General features: G+C 57.4%; 21 protein-coding genes and 1 tRNA gene. 5 read left to right on the forward strand and 17 right to left on the reverse strand.

The annotated features are described in order from the left end of the window. The first annotated feature begins 52 nt into the window (after nt 1–52). The 3 genes from GOV87_RS07020 (at nt 53) to lptF (ending at nt 1,934) form a co-directional block, all read left to right on the forward strand. Nucleotides 53–128 (forward strand) — tRNA-Trp (locus GOV87_RS07020). Between the two features lie 131 nt (nt 129–259). Next, a complete protein-coding gene (locus GOV87_RS07025) occupies nt 260–703 on the forward strand; it encodes a hypothetical protein (protein ID WP_171211279.1) in 444 nt (147 codons plus the stop codon). A 91-nt stretch (nt 704–794) separates the two neighbouring features. Next, a complete protein-coding gene (gene lptF / locus GOV87_RS07030) occupies nt 795–1,934 on the forward strand; it encodes an LPS export ABC transporter permease LptF (protein ID WP_171123707.1) in 1,140 nt (379 codons plus the stop codon). Here the strand turns inward: lptF and GOV87_RS07035 are convergent. Next, on the reverse strand, nt 1,931–2,761 hold the full coding sequence (locus GOV87_RS07035) for a LysR family transcriptional regulator (RefSeq protein ID WP_171123705.1): 831 nt from the start codon (nt 2,759–2,761) through the stop codon (nt 1,931–1,933). The two genes, lptF and GOV87_RS07035, sit on opposite strands and share 4 nt — an antisense overlap. Before the next feature lie 100 nt (nt 2,762–2,861). Between GOV87_RS07035 and GOV87_RS07040 the strand changes: the two genes are divergently transcribed. After that, entirely contained in the window at nt 2,862–3,452 is a 591-nt protein-coding gene (locus tag GOV87_RS07040; protein ID WP_171211280.1) for an HD domain-containing protein, read from the forward strand. On the opposite strand, the gene speB is transcribed toward GOV87_RS07040, so the two are convergent. The 10 genes from speB to GOV87_RS07090 all read right to left on the reverse strand — a co-directional run bounded on the left by speB (nt 3,449) and on the right by GOV87_RS07090 (nt 14,487). After that, on the reverse strand, nt 3,449–4,291 hold the full coding sequence (gene speB / locus GOV87_RS07045) for an agmatinase (RefSeq protein WP_171211281.1): 843 nt from the start codon (nt 4,289–4,291) through the stop codon (nt 3,449–3,451). The two genes, GOV87_RS07040 and speB, sit on opposite strands and share 4 nt — an antisense overlap. Then, a complete protein-coding gene (gene nspC / locus GOV87_RS07050; RefSeq protein WP_171211282.1) occupies nt 4,288–5,457 on the reverse strand; it encodes a carboxynorspermidine decarboxylase in 1,170 nt (389 codons plus the stop codon). The genes speB and nspC overlap by 4 nt, the downstream gene beginning before the upstream one ends. A gap of 83 nt (nt 5,458–5,540) precedes the next feature. After that, nucleotides 5,541–6,752 (reverse strand): saccharopine dehydrogenase family protein, encoded by a 1,212-nt coding sequence (locus tag GOV87_RS07055; protein ID WP_171211283.1) that lies wholly within the window; start codon nt 6,750–6,752, stop codon nt 5,541–5,543. 14 nt (nt 6,753–6,766) lie between these two features. Further along, on the reverse strand, nt 6,767–8,656 hold the full coding sequence (gene speA / locus GOV87_RS07060) for a biosynthetic arginine decarboxylase (protein ID WP_171211284.1): 1,890 nt from the start codon (nt 8,654–8,656) through the stop codon (nt 6,767–6,769). 102 nt (nt 8,657–8,758) lie between these two features. Next, a complete protein-coding gene (locus GOV87_RS07065; protein WP_171211285.1) occupies nt 8,759–9,841 on the reverse strand; it encodes a DUF1513 domain-containing protein in 1,083 nt (360 codons plus the stop codon). 3 nt (nt 9,842–9,844) lie between these two features. Further along, nucleotides 9,845–10,855 carry an imelysin family protein gene (locus tag GOV87_RS07070; protein ID WP_171211286.1) on the reverse strand — a complete coding sequence of 337 codons (1,011 nt, stop codon included), beginning with the start codon at nt 10,853–10,855 and terminating at the stop codon, nt 9,845–9,847. Next, the gene (locus tag GOV87_RS07075) at nt 10,855–12,369 is read right to left on the reverse strand and encodes a di-heme oxidoredictase family protein (RefSeq protein ID WP_171211318.1); all 1,515 of its coding nucleotides are present in this window, start codon (nt 12,367–12,369) and stop codon (nt 10,855–10,857) included. Before GOV87_RS07075 ends, GOV87_RS07070 begins: the two co-directional genes overlap by 1 nt. After that, nucleotides 12,356–12,841, reverse strand: a complete 486-nt coding sequence (gene bfr, locus GOV87_RS07080) for a bacterioferritin (RefSeq protein WP_171211287.1) — start codon at nt 12,839–12,841, stop codon at nt 12,356–12,358. Before bfr ends, GOV87_RS07075 begins: the two co-directional genes overlap by 14 nt. Beyond that, nucleotides 12,789–13,082: a bacterioferritin-associated ferredoxin gene (locus GOV87_RS07085; protein ID WP_171126224.1), complete on the reverse strand. Its 294-nt coding sequence runs from the start codon at nt 13,080–13,082 to the stop codon at nt 12,789–12,791. Before GOV87_RS07085 ends, bfr begins: the two co-directional genes overlap by 53 nt. A 133-nt stretch (nt 13,083–13,215) precedes the next feature. Continuing rightward, nucleotides 13,216–14,487 carry an imelysin family protein gene (locus tag GOV87_RS07090; protein ID WP_171211288.1) on the reverse strand — a complete coding sequence of 424 codons (1,272 nt, stop codon included), beginning with the start codon at nt 14,485–14,487 and terminating at the stop codon, nt 13,216–13,218. A 234-nt stretch (nt 14,488–14,721) separates the two neighbouring features. Here GOV87_RS07090 and GOV87_RS07095 point away from each other — a divergent pair, with 234 nt between their 5' ends. Next, complete coding sequence (locus tag GOV87_RS07095; RefSeq protein WP_171211289.1) at nt 14,722–15,267, forward strand: DUF2796 domain-containing protein; 546 nt, start codon at nt 14,722–14,724, stop codon at nt 15,265–15,267. A gap of 8 nt (nt 15,268–15,275) precedes the next feature. On the opposite strand, the gene GOV87_RS07100 is transcribed toward GOV87_RS07095, so the two are convergent. From GOV87_RS07100 to GOV87_RS07115, 6 genes are all read right to left on the reverse strand, one after another. Beyond that, nucleotides 15,276–16,517, reverse strand: coding sequence for a dipeptidase (locus GOV87_RS07100; protein ID WP_171211290.1), 1,242 nt, complete (start codon nt 16,515–16,517; stop codon nt 15,276–15,278). 28 nt (nt 16,518–16,545) lie between these two features. Next, a complete protein-coding gene (locus GOV87_RS20645) occupies nt 16,546–17,217 on the reverse strand; it encodes a carbohydrate porin (protein WP_371813473.1) in 672 nt (223 codons plus the stop codon). Between the two features lie 65 nt (nt 17,218–17,282). After that, nucleotides 17,283–17,756, reverse strand: coding sequence for a hypothetical protein (locus GOV87_RS20415; protein WP_254447323.1), 474 nt, complete (start codon nt 17,754–17,756; stop codon nt 17,283–17,285). A gap of 3 nt (nt 17,757–17,759) precedes the next feature. Next, on the reverse strand, nt 17,760–18,389 hold the full coding sequence (locus GOV87_RS20420; protein WP_254447324.1) for a hypothetical protein: 630 nt from the start codon (nt 18,387–18,389) through the stop codon (nt 17,760–17,762). Between the two features lie 27 nt (nt 18,390–18,416). Beyond that, nucleotides 18,417–19,139, reverse strand: a complete 723-nt coding sequence (locus tag GOV87_RS20425) for an amidohydrolase family protein (RefSeq protein ID WP_254447325.1) — start codon at nt 19,137–19,139, stop codon at nt 18,417–18,419. 185 nt (nt 19,140–19,324) lie between these two features. Beyond that, entirely contained in the window at nt 19,325–20,740 is a 1,416-nt protein-coding gene (locus tag GOV87_RS07115; protein WP_171123677.1) for an FAD-binding oxidoreductase, read from the reverse strand. Between the last annotated feature and the right edge of the window lie 73 nt (nt 20,741–20,813).

The raw sequence follows: 20,813 nt of genomic DNA on the forward strand, positions 1-20,813 counted from the left end.
TCAAAAAGCCTCTTGAGTCCGCCGCGCGGCTGGCATATCTGAGGCGCACCTTAGGGGTATAGCTCAGTTGGTAGAGCGACGGTCTCCAAAACCGTAGGTCGCGGGTTCGAACCCTGCTGCCCCTGCCATTTCCCTCAAAATCTCAGGCGAGCCTGTGCCGTCGGCACCGTAGCATTCTGACCGGAATTTCTAAATTTTCAGCAAATCAAGTAGTGTTGGTCGCGTTCTTGATGAGTTTTTGCTGTCTTGGGGGCAATCCATGCGTATTTTCTTTAAACAAAGCCTTGTTGCGTTCTGGTTCGTATGGTGGGCCTTTGCGTTCCTCACCGACTTTGTCGGTGGTCTGGAGCTGCTTGGGTACACGTCTACGCCGTGGTTCGATGGGCACAACTATCCGTTCCTGCAAAAAACACTTGAGCAGTTCGGAGCGACTCCGGCCGTGGATATCGCCTTGTTTATCGGTATCATCGCTTGGGCTTTGATTGCGGCCTTGCTGTTTTTGATAGCAGTTGCAACGCCTTATCAGAACAGGAAGCTTTGGATCAAACGCGTGGATACGGCCTTTGTTGTGTCAATTGGCCTGTGGCTTGCGTTCTTTCTGTCTGATCAGACGGTCATGAAATTCGATCTGGAAGAAAACCATATGGTTCAGGGTGGTTTTCAGCTTTTGTGCTATCTGACAATTCACCTGCTGCCGGATTGAGGTAAAATTCAGCCGAGTGTCCAAACGCGGTTTCCACGGCTTTCCGAATACAATACTGTCGGCGGGAACTTGATCAGACGGATGGAGTCTCATGTCGCGCTTCGATGGCTATTTCCTGCGGCAACTGCTGATTCTGTTCGGCTTTTTCACCCTGGTTCTGGTGGGTGTTTTCTGGATCACCCGCTCGGTCAGCCTGTTTGACCGTGTGATCAGCGGCGGGCAGTCGGCTATGGTGTTTCTGGAGTTCACCGCCCTGACCCTTCCCACCCTGATACGAACCGTGATGCCGATGGCGGTGTTCGCCGCCGCCGTCTATGCCACCAATCGTCTGAGCCGGGAAAGCGAACTTACGGTCATGTTGGCCACCGGGTCCAGCCCGTGGCGGTTGGCGCGCGCCGTGTTTCTGTTTGGGCTGATAACCGGGCTGATGATGGCTGCGATCAGTGTGTTCCTGCGCCCCGCGTCCGTTGATCAGCTTGAACGACGTCAGGCCGAGGTCGCAGGCGATGTCACCGCCCAGCTATTGAATGAGGGTGAGTTTATGCACCCCGCGGTTGGTGTGACGGTTTATATCGGGCGGATTGACCTGGACGGGACGCTGTACGAGGTGTTCGTCTCTGACCGTCGGGATGAGGATAATCCGGTCAGCTACTCAAGTAAAACCGCCTATCTGGTCAATAGTGGCGAGGGGATACACCTTGTGATGGTGGACGGGGTCGCTTTGCGGTTGACCAAAGATGGGCGAACGCTGTCTTCGACACTGTTTGAGGACGCGTCTTATGACATCTCTGGGATGACAAACACCAACCGGATAAATAATCGCAGTCTCGAAGCCATTCCCACCCTCGAGCTTTTGCAAAGCCGGGACAAGATTATCGCGGCAGGGGAGTTCAGCGAAGGTGAGTTGATCGACGAACTGCATCAGAGGTTTTCGTGGATTGCCATATGCGTGGCAGTCGCGATGGCCGGATATGCCACTTTGATGTTGGGAAGTTTCTCAAGGTTTGGGCTGTGGCCGCAGATTTTCGGGGCGTTTACGATTCTGGTTCTGCTCGAGGGCGTTCGGGGATTTGTGTCACCTGTCGTGATCGACGATCCGGATCTGTGGATATTGCTTTATCTACCAGCGATTTTGGGCATCTTGATTTCGTGCGTGTTTCTGTTGATCGCAGGACGCCCGCTTTTGCGGACCAGACGACGAAATGCGACACCAATGCCGACTGCGGCCTAGCTTGCTCCTCTAAGGTCTGTCACGCACCCCAGAACACTTTCCAGGGCTGGGCTGTTCTTCCGGGCGATCAGGTAAACAGGCAGCAAAAGGTCGCGCGAACCGATCACGCGGCATAGATCGCCAGCGTGTAAATACTCAGCAACGAGATATTCGGGGAAATAGCCGGTTCCGCCCCTCTTGAGGATATAGCGCAGGGCCATCATGCAGTTTCCCAGAAAGACCGATTGAGTCGACGCCTGTCGCGCGATTGACCGAATGTGATCCTGATAGACCTCGCCCAATTCCAGATTAACGAAGACGGGATCGTGCAGGTTGGTTGTTGCCTGAACCAATATCAACCGTTCTGGGACAAGTTCCTTACACTCAACCCGCGCATCTGTTGGTTTTTCATGTGTCAGCGCAGCGTCAAGTACATGGGTCGCCACGGCGTCGACCATGTTCAGATCGTGATCATAATTCAGCGTCAGCAGAATTTGCCCAAGACGCTGTTCAAAGCGCACCGCGAGGTCGACCAGCAAGGGGTCCCAAATGCTGAGTTGCGCACCTAACCGCAAAGCGATCCGGTTCTGTGTTTGTGCAGGCAGATCGCGGGATGCAAAGGACCAAAGCGACAGCATCTGTTCCGCATAGGGTCGGAATTGGCGTCCGAATTCTGTCAGCCTTGTACCCCCGGCACCGCGTGTGAATAGGGGCTTTCCGGTTTCTTCTTCGATCAATCGGATACGGGCGCTGACAGCCGTCTGGGTGATGTTCAGCTTGCGGGCCGCCGCGTGAAAGCCTCCTGACTCGGCAACGCATAGAAAGGTCTCAAGGGCTTTGGTTTGCATATTGAAAGTATTTTTTGATTGATGTGATAAAATCAATTCATTTTTTTGGGCAAGCAGTTTGCGCTATCCTCGCTGAACAAATCAGCCAAAGGACCGCGCGATGCTGGACAAAAGCAACAAACCCACCTGGACCAGTTTCGAGGAGGCGACCAAAGCCGACTGGGATGCCGTCATCGAATATGAAGAGGCCTATAACGCCGCTCTGCCCGAGCGAATTCTGGATGCGATCCGCTCGCTGGACGAAGATTGGACGCCTTATCCGGTGAATCGCTACCAGCACAGTCTTCAGGCCGCGACCCGCGCCTATGAGGATGGCGCGGATGAGGAATTGGTCGTAGCGGCCTTGATCCATGACACTGGCGATATTCTGTCCCCCTACAATCATGGTGAGTTATCAGCCGCAATGATGAAGCCTTATGTCAGCGAAAAGACCTATTGGATTTTGAAACATCACTGTGTCTTTCAAGGGTATTACTACAATCATCATTGGGGCGGAGATCGTAATGCCCGCGACAAGTACCGCGACAGCCCGTACTGGGAGGACTGCCGCTATTTCTGCCACGAATACGATCAGAAGGCGTTTGACCCGGACTATCCGACCAAACCGTTGGAGTTCTTTGAGCCTATGTTGCGCCGCGTCCTGAGCAAGGGTGAAGGGCACATGGAACTGAATGAAACGTCCGAGGGTTAACAGGCTGCCATCAGTCGATAGACGATTTGTGCCGCGGTAAAGTCCCACGCTGCATTGCCGTCGGGGGCCAGCTCGACCACGTCGAAGCCTACGCATTTGCGGCCCTTCAGGGCGTGTTCGACCAGGCGCAGGGCTTGGTAATATCCAAGCCCGCCCGGAACCGGGGTGCCGGTGGCGGGCATCAGCGATGGGTCCAAACCGTCCACGTCAAAGCTGACATAGACCAGTTCGGGAAAATCCTCGGGCAGGTCGACCGCGTGGATATTGCCGGTGACCAACTCCTCGGCATCCACGTGGAAGACGTGGTTTTTCAGACGGCTTTGGGCTTCTTCGGTGGAAAAGGCGCGGACGCCGAATTGGGCCAGTTTGACGCCTTGCTCGGCCAGCAGGTGCATAACCGACGCGTGAGAGTGTTTCTCGCCCTGATACGCGTTGCGCAAATCGGCGTGGGCGTCGATCTGCACGATCCCTATGGGTTGGTTAAGCGCCCGTGCCACGCCCATTACCGCGCCGTAACTGAGCGAATGCTCTCCGCCCAGCGTGACCGGCACCTTGCCTGCGCGAATGGCGGCCTCGGTGCGTTGGGCCAGCCGTTCCATCACCTCGGGCAGCGGGCCGTCGCAGTCCAGCGGGGGTTCGGTAAAGATCCCCTCGACGCAGGGTTCGGCATGGCCGGTAATGCGCTCCAACTCATTGCTGGCTTCGATGATGGCACCGGGGCCCTTGGCCGTGCCCGCGCCATAAGACACGGTGCGTTCGAGCGGCACGGGGATCACGCGAAAGCGGGCGGATTCGCTGCGTTCCACGGCGGTAAGTTCGCTGTCGAGGAAGATGCTCATGAGAGTCTCTCTTTGAAGTCGTCATAGCCGAACTGCCGGATGATTTTCAGGTCGTCCGTATCGCTATTCCACAGGGCGATGGTGGGCAGGGGAACGCCGTTGAACGTGTTGGTCTTGACCATCGAATAATGCGCTTGATCGAGGAAGGCAAAACGCTGGCCGATTTCCAGCGGCTTGTCCCACGTGTAGTCGCCGATCACGTCGCCCGCGAGGCATGAGGGGCCACCCAGACGGTAGGTATGGCCTGTTGCGGCCTCGTCCATCAGGGCGGGGCGATAGGGGGCCTCGATCACGTCGGGCATGTGACAGGTGGCGGAGATATCGGTGATCGCAAGACTCATGCCATTGGTCGGCAGGTCGAGGATCTCTCCGACCAGAATACCCGCGTCCAAGGCGACGGCCTCGCCGGGCTCGAGGTAGATGTCGATATTGTATTCGGTGCGGATGGCTTTGATGAAACCCACCAGCCCGCCGCGGTCGTAATCGTTGCGGGTAATATGGTGCCCGCCGCCGAAGTTCAGCCATTTGAGTTGGCTGAGGAAGGGTTTGAGCTTATGTTCGATTGCCGCCCACGTGCGTTGCAGCGGTTCGAACCCCTGTTCGCAGAGCGTGTGCATGTGCAGGCCATCAACCCCGTTCAAGGTTTCGGCGGTCAGTTGACTGACCGGTGTGCCAAGGCGCGAGCAGGGCGCGCAGGGGTCGTATTTGGGTATCTCGCCTTCGGAATGTTCTGGGTTGATGCGCAGGCCGACCTGAACTTTGGCGCTTTCGGCCTTGCTCAGAAACCGATCCTTTTGCGCTGGAGAGTTGAAGATGATGTGGTCCGACAGCGACAGGATCTCGTCGATATCCGCGTCCTTGTACCCGGCGCAGAAGGTTGCGACCTCGCCACCATATTCCTCGCGGCCCAGACGCGCTTCGTAGATGCCGCTGGCGCAGGTGCCACCAAGGTGCTGGCGCACCAGCGGGGCCAGAGAGAACATCGAAAACGCCTTGAGCGCGCTGAGAACATGCGCGCCTGACCGGGTGCCGATGTCTGAGAGGATGGTCAGGTTTCGTTCGACGGCTTTTTCGTCGACCACGAAGCAAGGGGTGGGGACGCGGTTAAGATCGAAATTACGGAAGGCACCGGCGTCGCCGGCTTGGGTGGTCATCATGTCAGACATATCGGGCGTCTCCGATTGTGGAGAGGCCGGGGGCCAGCCCCCCGGACCCCCCGGGATATTTTTGGCCAGATGAAGTTCCGGATCTAGAACTCGACTGGGCCGTCGAGTTCGTGGACTTGCCACGGGAGGCCGTGATTGTTCAGCATGTCCATGAAGTCATCCGGGTCGAGTTGTTCCATGTTCCACACGCCGGGTTCGCGCCAGTTGCCTTTCAGCACTTGTGCCGCGCCGATCATGGCGGGGACGCCAGTGGTGTAGCTGACGGCCTGGGAGCCGACCTCAGCGTAGCATTCCTCATGGTCGCAGATGTTGTAGATGTAAAAGGTCTTCTCGCCCGAGCCATCCTTGGCCTGACCTGTGGCGATGTCGCCGATGCAGGCTTTGCCCTTGGTTTCCGCGCCCAGATCGCCGGGATCGGGCAGAAGGGTTTTCAGGAACTGGATAGGTATGATTTCCTTGCCGTCATGCATCACCGGGTCGATGCGGGTCATGCCGACATTTTCCAGTACCTTGGCGTGCATGATATAGGCGTCGCCGAAGGTCATCCAGAATCGGGCGCGCTCGATTTCGGGGAAGTGGGTGCTGAGTGACTCCAGTTCCTCGTGATACATCAGGTACATGTTTTTGGGGCCGATGGCGGGGAAGTCGAACTCGACCTTGTGGGTCATGGCGGGGGAGTGTTGCCACGCGCCACCTTCCCAGTGGCGGACCTCGGCCAGCACTTCGCGCAGGTTGATTTCGGGGTTGAAGTTGGTGGCGAATTCCTGATCGTTGCTGCCGCCATTGGCATCCAGAACGTCGATCTGGCGGATTGTCTCCAGCTTGTGTTTCTTCAGCCATTTGGCGAACACGGATGTCACGCCCGGATCAAAGCCCGAGCCGAGGATGGCGGTCAGGCCCGCCGCTTTGAACCGCTCCTGATAGGCCCATTGCCAGTGGTATTCGAACTTGGCCTCATCCTCGGGCTCGTAGTTCGCGGTATCGAGATAGTGGATTCCGGCCTCGAGGCACGCATCCATCAGCACCAGATCCTGATAGGGCAGGGCGAGGTTCACAAGGATTTCAGCACCGGTTTCCTTGATCAGTTTGACCGTATCTTCGACCTTGTAGGCGTCCAGTTCGGCGGTCTTGATATCCACGCCAACGCGATCCTTGACGGCCGCTGCGATGGCATCGCATTTCGATTTCGTGCGGCTGGCCAGCGTGATTTCGGTGAATATATCTGAATTCATCGCCATTTTGTGCACGGCTGCGTGGGATACGCCGCCGGCGCCGACAACCAGTGTTTTGCCCATGGTCTGTCTCCTTCTTATTCGTAATAGGTGTAGCCGTTAATCGAGTCGCGATAGGCGCTCATCAGGGTTTTGCGGTCCTTGGCTTGCAGAGTACCGGTCGAGATCGCCTCGTCCACCATTTTGCGGAAAGCGGCGACGCAGTCTTGCGGGTCGAATTCGACATAGGACAGGACCTGGCTGATCGTGTCGCCCTCTTGTTCATGCAGCAGGTCGAAGCCGCCATCGGCGCGCAGGTCGATGGTGACGACGTTGGTGTCGCCAAAGAGGTTGTGCAGATCGCCAAGCGTTTCCTGATAGGCGCCGACGAAAAAGACGCCCATGAAGTACTCGCCCTCATCCGGCAGCGAATGCACCGGCAGGCTGGGTGAGACACCGTCGGCCAGAATGAACTGGTCGATCTTGCCATCGCTGTCGCAGGTGATGTCGGACAGGACGGCGCGCCGGTCGGGGGTTTCGTTCAGACCTTGCAGTGGGACGATCGGGTGCAGTTGGTCAATGGCCCAGACATCGGGCAGGGATTGGAACAGAGAGAAGTTGCAGTGGTAGATATCGGCCACTTTCTCAAGCTGGTCATCCACATCTGTTTCCAGATCATCACTGGCCGCCAGCGCCTTGAGGCGGGCCATCAGGGATAGGTAGATACGCTCGGCGCGGGCCATCTGGCGCAGGTCGACATAGCCGCGTCTGAACAGCGCGCGCAGTTCGTTGCGATAGAATGTGGCGTCGTTCCAGCATTCCTGTAGGCGGGTTTTGCTGAGGTATCCGTGAACGGCTGCAAGGTCAGCGACCATGTGATGATCGTCGGGTTCAACCTCGGGGCCGGTTGGGGCGTCGTAGAGCGTGCTTTCCAACACATTGAACACCAGCATCGAGGATGTAGCCACCACGGCCCGCCCGCTTTCGGTGACAAGCGTTGGGTGGGCGATCTCGGCCTCATCCATGGCATAAGCCACGGTTTCGACCACGTTGGCGCAGTATTCCTCGACCGTGTAGTTGATCGAGTTCTCGGCGGCTTTCTTCTCGCCCGTGTAATCCACGCCCATGCCGCCGCCGAGGTCCAGATGGGTCATCGGCACGCCTTCGCGCGTGAGTTCGGTGTAGTAGCGACACGCTTCGCCCACAGCACGGCGCACGTCGTTGACGTCCTGTACCTGACTGCCCAGATGCGAGTGTTGCAGTTTCAAGCAATGCAACAGCCCCGCGTCGCGCAGTTTGTCCACCGCTGCGACAAGTTGGTCAGTGTTCATGCCAAAGGCCGAGCGGTCGCCCGAGCTTTCTTCCCATTTGCCGCTGATCTGGTTGGTCAGCTTCACCCGCACGCCGATCAGGGGTTCGATACCCAGTTCGTTGTAGACCTTGATCACTGTGTCGGCCTCTTTCGGGCTTTCCAGAACGATCACGGTATTAAAGCCGATCTTGCGGCTAAGGATGGCCAGTTGGATGAACTCGGCATCTTTGACGCCGTTGCAGACGATCAGCGCCTCGGGCGCAAGGCGATGCGCCAGCGCCACGACAAGTTCGGGTTTTGATCCGGCCTCAAGCCCGTAGTTGTATTTCTTACCGAACTCGACGATGCGGTCGACAACTTGCGCTTGCTGGTTCACCTTGATCGGAAAGACGCCGCGATAGGAGCCTTTGTAGCCTACGCGCGCAATGGCGTCGCGGAAGCTTTCGTTCAGATGCGCAATTTCATGTTCCAGATAAGAGGAAACCCGCAGCAGCATTGGCGCCTTGATCCCCCGGTCATCCAGATCGGCCAGAATTCCGGGCAGGCTGATCGCGGCAGCGTCGGGCGCAAGCGGATTGCGCAGACCGATTTCACCCCGCTTCGTCACCTCGATCAGGTCTTTGCCCCATTTATCAACCCCGTAGATGGAATGTGGTGCGTCGGGCGTCTGTTTCAATCGAGTCAGTCCTTAACTCAGAGGGGAGCCGGTGTTTCGCCCGCCAATACGGTAGCTGCTTGATTCTTCCAAGTGTAATCTAAGGGGGGGTGTTTGCCCAAATTACGCGGGACGTCCCACGGGGATCAGGTGGTTGTCCCATTGGCAGTCCTGCCGGGCCGACGTTTTGACTGTTGTTCCCAGCGTTCCAACCGCGCCGGTGCCTGTGGTGTAAACAAGCCTGTCTGCGCTGGAGGCAAGTCCGCAGACGTCATCCAGTTTGAAAACACCTATCAATTGACCGTCTTCGACACGAAACTGGTGCAAAGCGTTTCCGCGGGGACAGGTGATCGCGACCGATGCACCATCGCCGGAAAAAGCGATGCTGCCGGCATAGCCTTGCAACCTGCTTTGATACGCATTCGGGGCGGATAATAAGCGGATTTCGTCGCCCGGTCTGTGCAGGCCAAGCAGCGGCGGGTGTTCAATGGTTTGACCCTGCCATTGGGTCGCAAACCCAATCAGCCCGTCAGGCCGGACCGCCAGATGACGGATCGAGTTCTGGCGCAGCCCCGGCGGCAATTCGGCCTGTTCAAGCATGGAGCCGTCGAGGTCCAGATAGGTGAGCTTCGGTTGCATGACCGGCAGGTTCAGCTTGGTGCGGCCGGTGTCGGGGTGCGTTTCAATTCCTCCGTTGGCGATGACCAGTGTTTTCCCATCGGCCATAAGGCGAATGTCATGAGGGCCGGTTCCCCCTGACGGAAACTCGCCCAACCGAGTATATTGTGCAGTCTCCCAGACACCGATCACGCCTTCTCCGGCTTCGTAGTCATTTTCTGTTGTGAATAGTCGGGTGCCATCCTGTGAAAATGCGCCGTGACCGTAGAAGTGTCTGCCGTCAGGCGCGTTTAACGCCGCGGTTTGCGCACCTGTTGTGCAGTCGATGATCACGGCAAAGGTCCCCGGTCGCCGCGCGAAGGCAACAGCTTGCGGGCGATGGGGGTGCGCGGCGGCGGCGTGGCCTCGGGCGGGCAAGATCAGTGAGAACAGAATACTTCCATCCGCCAACAAACCGACCAAACGGTGTGATCCATCAGGAAACAGGGCGGCGGCCAGATAGTCGGGCGCACCGACGGCCGCCCATCCTTGGGTGGGGGCAAGGCTAGCCGCAGCCAGTCCTGCCAGAAATCGGCGGCGGCTGGTCATACCTTAATCCCCATCTAATGCGTTGAACCCGGCGTTGATACCCAATGTCGGGCCAAGCTCAGTAGTGGCAACCGACCGGATGTCGTTGATCGACTGTTGCAGAGCTTCAACCCGCAATCGCCCCTGAGGTGTCGCGATGCCCGCAAGCCCCGGATCATCCAAACGCTGCGTGCGGTCGATGGCCTTTTCGAACGCTTTGGCCAGATCGGTGTCAATCTCGGGGTGATCTGCCGACAATCGCGCCGCAAGATCCCGCAATGCGATCAGGGACAGTTCGACATGGCGCAACGAGCGTTCAGATCGCCGCGCCTCGGCACGCTTGGGCCGGGGGCGGTCTAACGCTCCTAATGGCCGCCCGAGGCGGGTGTTGGCCGTGAATTCCAACCCCGTGACAAGCGCCTTGTACAGCTCTTGCACGGCTTCACTGTCCGAGCGGAATGCGCTTTGGCCTCCGGGTTTGGTGATTTGAATTGCGTATGACACCCAATCCGCATCAATCGAATTGGCGTTGTGATTGATGTCGACTGCGATTGCTTGAACAAGGGCGCATCGGTACGGCTCGTCTTCGGTTTCCATGAAGGCGGGGTCGTACAGCATCATCTCCAGCGCAAAGAAACCGCGCCCGGCGACTGACGTCTCGGCAAATCCTTCGGGCGTTTCGACGGCGGAATCCCGAACTGCGATCAGACCTGACAGCGCCTTGGGTGTGAACCCTTTGGTATCGGGCCAGAACGCCAGCGCAAATGCCCGGTTGTCGGTCTCGGAGGGACCGAACCGCAAATGACTTACTGTAATCCAGCGATCAAAAGCAGCATGATAGGCCGCGCGAAATTCGGGGGATGTGGCTGCGCAATCCCCTTGCGCCACGCTGCTAAGTGCGCCGGTTGCCTTGGACAAACGCGCATAGCCGGGCAGGATGTGCCCTTCGACCACGTCCGTCAGGATCGGCCCCCGGTCCTGAGCTGTTGCGGGCAAAGGAGTCATCAGAGCGAAAGCGAGCAGAACGGCACGCACTACAGGCTCTCCAAAAACCGGATGAGGGCCGCACGGTCCGCCTTGGGCAGCGTGACAACCTTGTCGCGTGCCACCTGAGCTTCGCCGCCATGCCACAGGATAGCTTCCAGCAGCGATTGCGCGCGACCGTCGTGCAGGAACTGGGTATGCCCCGAAACCTGCTCCGTCAGGCCAATTCCCCACAACGGCGGTGTACGCCACTCGCGGCCTGTCGCGCGGGACTCGGGACGGTTGTCGGCAAGACCCTCGCCCATGTCGTGCAGTAACAGGTCGGTATAGGGCCAGATCAATTGGAAACTATGCTCGGGCCGATCTTCCAGCCGGTGCGTGACGTGTGATGGCGTGTGGCACGCGGCGCACCCGCTGTCGTGAAACACGCGCTTGCCGCGCAAAACTTCGGCATCGTCCACGTCACGACGCTCTGGCACACCCAGATTGCGGCTGTAGAAAACGACCAGATCCATGCCCTGCTGGTCTATTTCAAACGTGCGATCGTCACCGTCTCCGTGCGGGGCGCTTACACACTCTGCCTGCAATTCAGTGCAGTCCCCATACGCTGCCGGGTACAGGGGACTTGAAATTCCGATGTCCCCGGCAAAGGCCGCAGCGGATTGCTGCGCAATCGTCGGCATACCAGCCTTATGCCCAAAGCGGCCCATCATCGGCGCGCCATATTCGATCGACCAGACGATATTTGGTCGGCCCGAAATACCATCGCCATCTGCATCGTCGGCGTCAGCCTTGGCGAGCAAGTCATCGACGGGGATCGCCTCAAGCAGTCCCAACCCGATCATCTGCGGTGCGACACGCGGGCTGAGCATCGCATCGGGGTGCAGAGGGCCATAGCCCAGATCAGCGGCCTTATAAGTTGGTTTGCGCAAGACGACAGTTTCATCGCCCGAAAGCTTTATGGGCACGTCCTCGTAAGTGATGTCCAACCTGTATTCCGCCGGGTGACCGGGTAGGGACAGGTCCTGCATCTGTCCGCCGTAGTTCGGCTCGGGCTGTGTGGCGATGTAGTCTTTGATCTCCTGTATCGAATCCCCGCCGGGAATCGACACACGCAGAAACATCGAAATGGCGTTGTCATCCGGCCCATTCGGCGTGTGCCCCCGACCGTCCTTGAGGTGGCAGCGTTGACACGAGCGCGCGTTGTATAGCGGCCCCAACCCGTCCGAAGCCAGAGTGGAGGACGGCGATGAGACCCAGATTTTCTTGAACAGCCCATTGCCGACTTTGAAGTCAAGTTCCTGGGCGAATTCCAGATTGCCGGACGGTTGGGAAAACGCATCCGCGTCGGTGCGCAGGCGCACGGTTGCTGCACCCGCAGGTAGTTCTTCAAACCGTTGTGGGGCGTCGAAATCCAACGGAGTAGCCGTGACAGCCGCAATCCGGGATTTTTCGTCTTCGGTTCTGGGGATGACGTTTAAGTGCAGGTCCTGTAATTCGGCCGACAGGCATGGGGTCGTCGCACAAACGGCCGCCACCGCAAACGAAAGTTTACTCGCCTTCATCCATTTTCGATGCGTTGAGGTCTGCATAATTGGCCTCGCCGATCCTTTCAAACAGATCAAGCTGCGTTTCAAGAAAATCAATATGCCCTTCTTCATCGGCCAGTAATCCTTCAAACAGAGACATGGTGACGTAGTCTCCGGCGCTCTGACAACATTCGCGCGCTTCCTTGTAGAGGGCCCTGGCGTCGATCTCTGCCGCCAGGTCGCATTCGAGTGTTTCCTTTGGGGTTTGCCCGATGCGTAAAGGGTCCAGTTTCTGAAGGTTTGGATGGCCGCCAAGAAAGATGATCCGCTCGACCAGCTTGTCCGCGTGCCCCATCTCTTCGATGCTTTCCTCGCGGCTTTTCTTGGCCATGTGACCAAGACCCCAGTCTTCCTGCAGACGATAGTGAAGCCAGTACCGGCTGACGGCCGTCAACTCATGCCGCAGAGACTTGTTTAGATATTCTATGACCTTTGGGTCGCCCTTCATTCGTATTCTCCTGTGATGCATCGGTGCGCAACGCACGAAGCTGCATTGGGACTTCCAGTTTGTCGCTGGACCGCATCGTGTCTAAGAAAAGCGGCATGCAACCGCCACAATCCGCAGACTTTCCAAGGGCATGGTAGATCTTTCCGGGCGTGATGACCGCAAAGGGATCAGCCGAGCGCATCCAGTCAATCGCGGTTTGGATGTCGTGATCCGTTATATTTGTGCAGTGGCATACGATCATACCGACTCGGTGCTCGATATATTTCTTACTTAATTAGTAAGTTATTTGACCTTGGTCCAGAGTCAACTGGTGGGTCTGCGGGATCAAGGATGCCGAAGGCGTGGCAAAAGACGCGCCTCCGGCAATGCATGAGTTACTGGAAAACAGCGTTTGGGTTGTCCAGACTGTCCGAGCCTTCAAACTCGATCTGGTCCAGTTCCAGAGCTGTGACGATCCGCTCGATCGTCTTCGTCTGATCGACCAGACTGTTAACGCCGCCCATGATCAGTTGTTCACCGCCTTCGTTGCCACGCTCGAGCATCTGGTCATAAGCAAACCCGGCCTCAGCCGTGGATTTCAAGCGCCCCAGTGCCTGCATTGTGTTTGCCAGCTTGATCTTCATCTCGGCGTCCAGTTCCGGATTGCTTGACGACACCAGATCAGACAGAGATGAACCGCTGACCGGGGTGCCGTCTATGCGGGTGTAGCTGCCCAGATAGACATTCTGGATACCAAGCCCGTCATAGTAATGGCTGTTGTGCGTGTTGTCAGAAAAGCAATCATGCTCTTCCTCGGGGTCGTTCAGCATCAGGCCAAGGCGCATCCGCTCACCTGCCTGTTCACCGTAAGACAGCGAACCCATTCCGGTCAGAATGGCAGACACACCGGCGGTTTCGTCCACGGCCAGAGCGGCCCGCGCTTCGCCGCCTTCTTTCCATTGATCGGCCATCCAAGCCAGATCGCTGACCAGCAGGTCGGTGGCCGCACTCAGGTACAGCGCGCGGCGGTCGCAATTGCCGCCTGTGCATGCATTGCCCTGCACGTAGTCCGTGAAAGGACGGTTTCCTGCGCCAGAACCGTGGCCGTTAAGGTCCTGACCCCATAGCAGGAATTCAATGGCGTGATAGCCGGTCGCGACATTGGCCTCGATCCCATCCGCTTCATGCAGAGTATCACTTAGAAGGGCTGGGGTGATCTCGGTGGCGTCAATTGTTTCGCCTGAAAGGTCGAAGCTGGGATTGGCGATCACGTTCAGAGTTGCGAATTCGTTTTCGTCGCTCGGGCCACCATAGGAGGCATCGACATAGTCGATCAGCCCTTCGTCCAGCGGCCACGCGTTAACCTTGCCTTCCCAATCGTCGACAATGGCATTTCCAAAGCGATAAACTTCGGTCTGCTGATACGGCACGCGCGCTGCGATCCATGCAGCCCGGGCAGCGTTCAGTGTTGCATCTGACGGTTGTGCGATCAGCGCGTTCACGGCCTTCTGCAGGGACTTTGCCGCAATCAGGCTGTCTTCGTATTTCGCCTCGGCAATGTCGGCATAAGTGGTCAGGACATCGGATTTCGAATGAGTATCGCCCGCGGCAAACGCGGTTGCTGCGGTAAGGGTCAGGACGCTGGTGGCGGCAAATAACTTTATCATCGGGGTAGGGTCTTCCATTGCTGAAACGGTATTTGGCGGGCATCACGACGCTTGCTAATTGGTAACTGAGTGAAACAGTCAACAATGTCAACCTGACTTTGATTGTCGGATACTTTCCTCGTCGAAGCCCGCGCACTCCCCATATTTGGTGGGGTCTTGGGGGCTCGTGTTGTGGTTGTACCGGGTGTAATACAGATTTATTTTTGAGGCGCAGAGCTCAGGTTGGGTGTTGCCGTGTTAAAGAAGTTTTTTGTTTTAGTTTTGGCCTTGATTACCACAATCTCCGTGCCATCCACGCAGTCCAAAGCGTATGGGCAGGTCGGGTCAGGCCGCCTGAATATCGCAATTTCGGATGGGCAGATCACTTTGTCATTGTCTACCACCGGTTCGGAAATCATGGATCAATTGGGTGTCGAACAAGACAGCCAAACACGTGTGGCGATTGCAGTCTCGCGCCTGTCTGACCCGCTGGAATTGTTTCGCATGGCTGACAGTGCAAGGTGCTTTGCAACCTCGGCCAATGTCACATTGCCGGGAAAACGCTTCGGCGTGATTTCCGACAAGGGCGGAGAAAGAGATCAGGTCAAAAATTCTGAGTTTCACGCCGATTATGAGATCAGGTGTCAGAACATGGACGCGTTAAGGGAAATCGAGTTCCGGTATTTTGATCGTTTCCCAAGCGCCAAGACATTGGCGGTGAAAATCACCGAAGCCGAAGGAATCAGCACACAGCAGGTAACCCGCACAACGCCGGTTTTAAGCGTAGCCCCCGCGCGCTGACTTTCGGTTCAGCGAGAATGGAAAAGATCCCGAAATTCCTGCCGCATGCGCAGGCGTTCGGGGTATTCCTGCAGGAACTGTTGCGGAGGTTTGCCTTCCCAAACCTGCGCATAGACCCGCATCTTGTTGCCGCCGTAAATCTTCGCCAAGTCCTCGTTGCTGTAACCGCGCGCCCACAGGTCGTCTGTAACGGCGGCCAAAATCTTGGCAAGCTCTCCGTTGCCGGTTGCGCCTTTGTTGAAGGCGTCAATCATGTAACCACCGTCGTCATACATGCTGGCATTGGCCGTCGCGAATTGCACCACAAGTTCGAGTGAGAACATGTCGTCCGTTGCGATCCCCACGTGATCAACGCCCACCAGTTGCACGTAATAGTCGATCATGTCCGCAGCTTGCTGGGGTGAGATATCCTCGGGCCAGATGCCGTCCATCATCCATTCCGTAAATGTGAGCGAGACATAGCCGCCCGACTTGGCGGCACGCAGGGCTTCATCGTCGGGGATCGCGCGATAGCACCCGCGCGCGGTGGCTTCTGGCGCGTTTTTGTACAGCCCGGCAGGAACCGAATGGGTATAGACATACGGGACGCCGGGATAGGTCTCGTCCATGTAATCCATAGCATCATTGGCGGTTTTTGACCCGGTATGGCTAAGGTCCAGTAAGATCCCAAACCGCACCATTTCGTCGATGACGGACTTGCCCCACGGCGTCAGGCCAATGTCACGCCCGCTATACGCCGCCAGTTGCCCCGAACCGGTTCTGAAAATGTCGTTATAGGCAAGGATCATGCTTTTGATCCCCATGTCCTTGAGTAGCGCCATTTTCGTCAGGTCGCCGTCCAGAACCGTGGCTGTCTGACTGTTCCAGATCACAGCCGTCTTACCTTGGGCATGGGCTGCTTCGATGTCGCGTGTTTCGTTCACGATCAGGTAGTTCTCTGGCTGCTGGGCCATCGCCGCCCGAAAGTGATAGTGCTGTTCAAGCAGCGCTTCAAAAGACATGCCCGCCGCCGCAAGCGTCATTTCGTGCCCGGTTATACCGTTGTCTCGGGCGCGTTCGAAATAGGTGTGAAGCTGGTCGTATTCCGTCCAACCTGTGCCATAGGGACTGGCCAGCATACCCAGAACAATCGTGTCCTGAACAAATTGCTTGGCCTCATCAGAGGCGTCCCAGGTTTTGCTTTCCTCGCTGGCAAGGATCGGGGTACCCAAAGACAGAGCCAAAATACTGGCGGCGATCAATTTGTTCATAAGGATACTCCTTTGGGATAGGCGGATGTTAGAAGACGATGCGCGTGCGAAGGCTGAACAAAGCGATGCTGTCCTGATCGGGATTAAGCAGCGGGTTGGAAATGAATTGGGCAGACGGCGTGATCTGCAGCCCCGGCGCAATCGACAACCGATAAAACGCTTCGAGCGTGATCTGATCCCCGTCCACGCCGCGCGCCTCGGCCCAGTTCAGGCCCAGACCGGCAAGGTCCGTATTGCGCCCATAATACCCGATACCGGTCGAGACGGATCGGTCGTACAAAGCTGCCGTTCCCTTAGAGGCACCTGCGCGAAGGAACGGCATCCACGTGTTGCCAACGAACCACGCTGCGGAAAAGGCGGCACCGTAGTCTTCGGCGCGGCTGCCGTCTTCTGCGGCGTCTGCATGCCAAAGGGTCAGGTGGACATTGTCGAAGTAGATACGATCAAAGGAAGAGGTATAGCCCAGTTCTAACGACTTAAAGAGGTTGCCGTCGCTGAACACGTTGAAATTCGCGTCGGACGGATCCGCGTTGGCGTCGGCGATGCTGGCCACCGCGTATAGGTTGTTGTTGAGTTTAAGCCCCCCGGCGATCCCCAGCCCCTGATTGGGGGTGTTGATCGTGGGGTTTGTGTTGAAGGCGAGGTTTTGAAAGCCGCCATAGGGGCTGACCAGCCCGTAGATATCAACGAAATCCGTCACGTCGATTTGCCCGACCTGCAGGGTCCATGCACCGTTCTGGGCGCGCTGGGTCCAGAACAGATTGGTCAGCAGAAGCCCGCTATCGTTGAATGCGGTGCCGGTGATCGACAGCGCCCCCCGTCTAGTCCCAGAAACTGCGGCGCGACATCGGTATAGCTGCGGCGATCTTCGATCTTGAAGGTCAGCGAGCCAAGGTCGCTTGCTTGCCAGTTCCCATAGAACCGCGCGATACCTCCGGCGGCTTCGGCTTCGCCCAGATCAGCATTCGTTGTCTGTCCAAGTGCGAGATAGTCGATGTTGAACCGAAAGCCATTCTCGGCAAGGCGATCTTTCCACGCAAACCAGTTCGGCGCGATATTGCGGGGAAAGTCTGATCGGTATTGCGGGTCGGTCAACCCGTCACCGGGCTCAAGCTCTGCGCCGACAGATGATGGCCCGGACAAACCCTGCGCCAGAGCTGCAGTGCCGCAAGACATGAACGCCAGTGACGCGCCGAGCATTTTGATCGTCCCGAACCCCTCGGGCCAGTGAATAGGCAAGCGTTACTCCAGCGTATTCTTGTAGATCACCCCGTCTTTCATGATCAGGCGAATGGTCTCGGGGCTATCGGGACGCGGATCAGCGCCGAACCACTGATCACCGGTGCCAACGACGGAAAAATCCTCGAGCGGGTTGCCGTCGATCAGCAGGATGTCGGCATAGGCGCCTTCTTCGATCACACCCAATTTGCCCGCAGGGTAGGGGTTCATGAAATCGCCGGACAGGGCAACGATCTCACCACCTGTCGAGGTCAGCGTTGTCATGGACACGAAGGGGCCGAAGAAATCGTTGTTGAGCTTCTTCTCGTAGGCAATCTGGATATTACAGGCTTCGACCGAGCCGACGCAGTCGGTCTGAAACCCGCGTTTGACAGGACATTCCTTCATGTTGTCGATATAGCCAGCAAAGGTCTCGGACGCAGACTTGGCCTTGGCGAGGCTGGACGGCACGCTGGCAACGGCGGGAATTTCCAACAGGCCGGGGTCGAATGCGGTCAGGTTGGTCGTGATGTAGGCACCTTTGTCGTTCATCAGAGCGGCGATTTCGCAATCAAAGGAAAACCCGTGTTCGATGCTTTTGACGCCCGCGTTGAGCGCATTCATGATGGCCTCTTTCCGGTAGGAATGTGCCATGACGTAACTGCCGTATTCACTGGCAACCTACACGGCGGCCTCAATTTCTTCGGGGGATCCGGCCAGCAGTTGCCACGGGTCAAAGGCAGACACCACGCCGCCCGACTGCATATATTTCAACTGCGTCGCGCCCATCCGAAAGTTGTTCCGGCCAAATTTCTGAACGTCTGCAACGCTGTCAACTTCCTGTGCCATGTTCAGGCGGCTGAAATTCGTCGACGCGCCGGGTGGAGAGGTAAAGCTAGCGAAATCCGCATGTCCGCCCCGCGTGCCGAGAAACGCACCTGAAGGATAGTAACGCGGACCAAGTATTTGCCCTGAATCAATGGCCCGGCGCAGCCCTCCATTCGCGCCTCCGGCATCCCGTACCGTTGTAAAGCCCTGCATCAGGTACATCTCGGCCATACGCGTGCCGTGGATGCCGAAATCCTCCCACGTGGCATTGGCTTCCATCGCGGGAATGCTTGGCCCCATCAGCATCAGATGCGCGTGCGTTTCGATAAACCCCGGCGTCAGGGTGCGGCCTTCACCGTCGATCACAGTGGCATTGGGCGCGTCTATCTGTGAGGTCGAGACAGCTTTGATCAGGTTCCCTTCGACCAGAACGTTTGCGTTTTCGACCCGTTGTTCATTCACGCCGTCGAAGACATGCACGTTGGTGAAAAGCGCTTGCTTGGGCGTGGCGTCCTGCGCAAAAGCAGCGCCCGAAAAAACGAGTGCTATGAGCAGGTTAATCTTGGAAAGCCGCATCCATCCCTCCTGATCAAGTTGGTTCTTAAACTATCATATTTTTGAATATGACGGGGATGCCCGCGCGGTGTCAACGATTTGAAAAGGGCGCATTCGCGTATGTCGAACAATGAGCGTCACGGTTCGATCACCCTTAACGGCGACCCGTGTTTGGGCCGCCGTCGGATGGCATAACCCTGTGCCGTTCAGGTCGGCAGGATATTATGATTGACCCTAAACAGGTTGCCGGGGTCGTACTTACCCTTGATTTTGGACAGCTTGCTGCCGTTCGCGCCGTAGGCTCCAGCCATATGGTCGGCCTCATCCTCGGGCATGAAGTTCACATAGGCGCTGCCGGTCGCGTGCGGCTGCATTCTGTCATACAGAGTACGCGCCCAGTCGATGCATTCGGCGTCCTTGGCGGGATCTTCCCAACGTGTGTGCACATTCATGATGAAATGCGCCGACCGTTGTGGATAGGCCGTTGAATCTGCTCCAACCCGTGCCATCGCACCCCCGACATGGGCAATGAACACCTCGCACGCCGGATCCGGAAGCGTGGCAATGCCGTCCAGCAATCCCGTTATCGCATCCGAAGACAACGTTTCGAAATCGTGGCTTTTCCAATAATTTCGAGCGCCGGGTGTCAGAAGAGCATCGAAAGCAGCCTGCCAATCCACGAAGGAATGCGGCGAGATAACATCGACAATCGGATCACCCAACGCGCGCAACCCGGCGACGGCCTTTTCGCCATCCTCCATTGCACCGGCATAGCAGGCGGCAAAGATCAGGATTTCTCGTCCGTGCCATTCTTCCGGCAGGAAGGGTAATGGCGGGGCCTTTCGCATGACGCTCCAGACGGTCAGCTCGTCCGGTGATGTGTCCGCGATTTTGGCATATTCTGCCAACAGCGCAGGGGCGTTTTCAATGGGATGCACAATCAAGCCTGACAGGACCTCTGGCCCCAAGTCATGCAATTGAAACTCAAAGGACGTCACGACGCCAAAGTTTCCGCCGCCCCCACGGATCGCCCAGAACAGCTCGGGGTGACTGCTGGCGGATGCGGTGACAATTTCGCCCTCTGCCGTAACAACCTCAGCCGATACCAGATTGTCGATTGTCATGCCGAACTTCCGCGTGGTCCAGCCGAAGCCACCGCCAAGCGTAAGTCCGGCTATCCCTGTGGTCGAGTTGATACCGGTCGGAACGACAAGACCGTGGGCCTGTGTCTCGCGGTCCACATCGCCAAGCAGGGCACCCGGAGCGACCCGCGCAGATTTTGCAATCGGGTCAACGTGGACGGATCGCATATGCGACAGGTCCAGCATGACTGTTTCGTCCGCAACCGCGTGACCTGCAATCTGGTGGCCGCCAGATCTGACAGACATCACCAACCCGGCATCTCTCACGAAATTGACCGCCTTCTGAACATCGCTGGCGCCCAAGGCCCGGATCACGAAACCGGGGTATCGCTCGACCATACTGTTCCAGGTTGTTCTGGCTTCGTCGTATTCGGGGCTGCCGCGAAGATAAACGCCCCCCCTGAGCGATGCGCTAAGGGCATCGAGCGCGTCTTGATCAACCGTTACCATATCGCCGTGCAGCGACTTCAAATCAAACATTGGGATAACCTTTCATTTGCATAAAAGGTTTCTTGCGCTACTGCCCCAGTAATCGAAGATCCACCTGTTCCCG

It is taken from the genome of Ruegeria sp. HKCCA5426 (genome assembly GCF_013034585.1).
Lineage (GTDB): Bacteria > Pseudomonadota > Alphaproteobacteria > Rhodobacterales > Rhodobacteraceae > Ruegeria.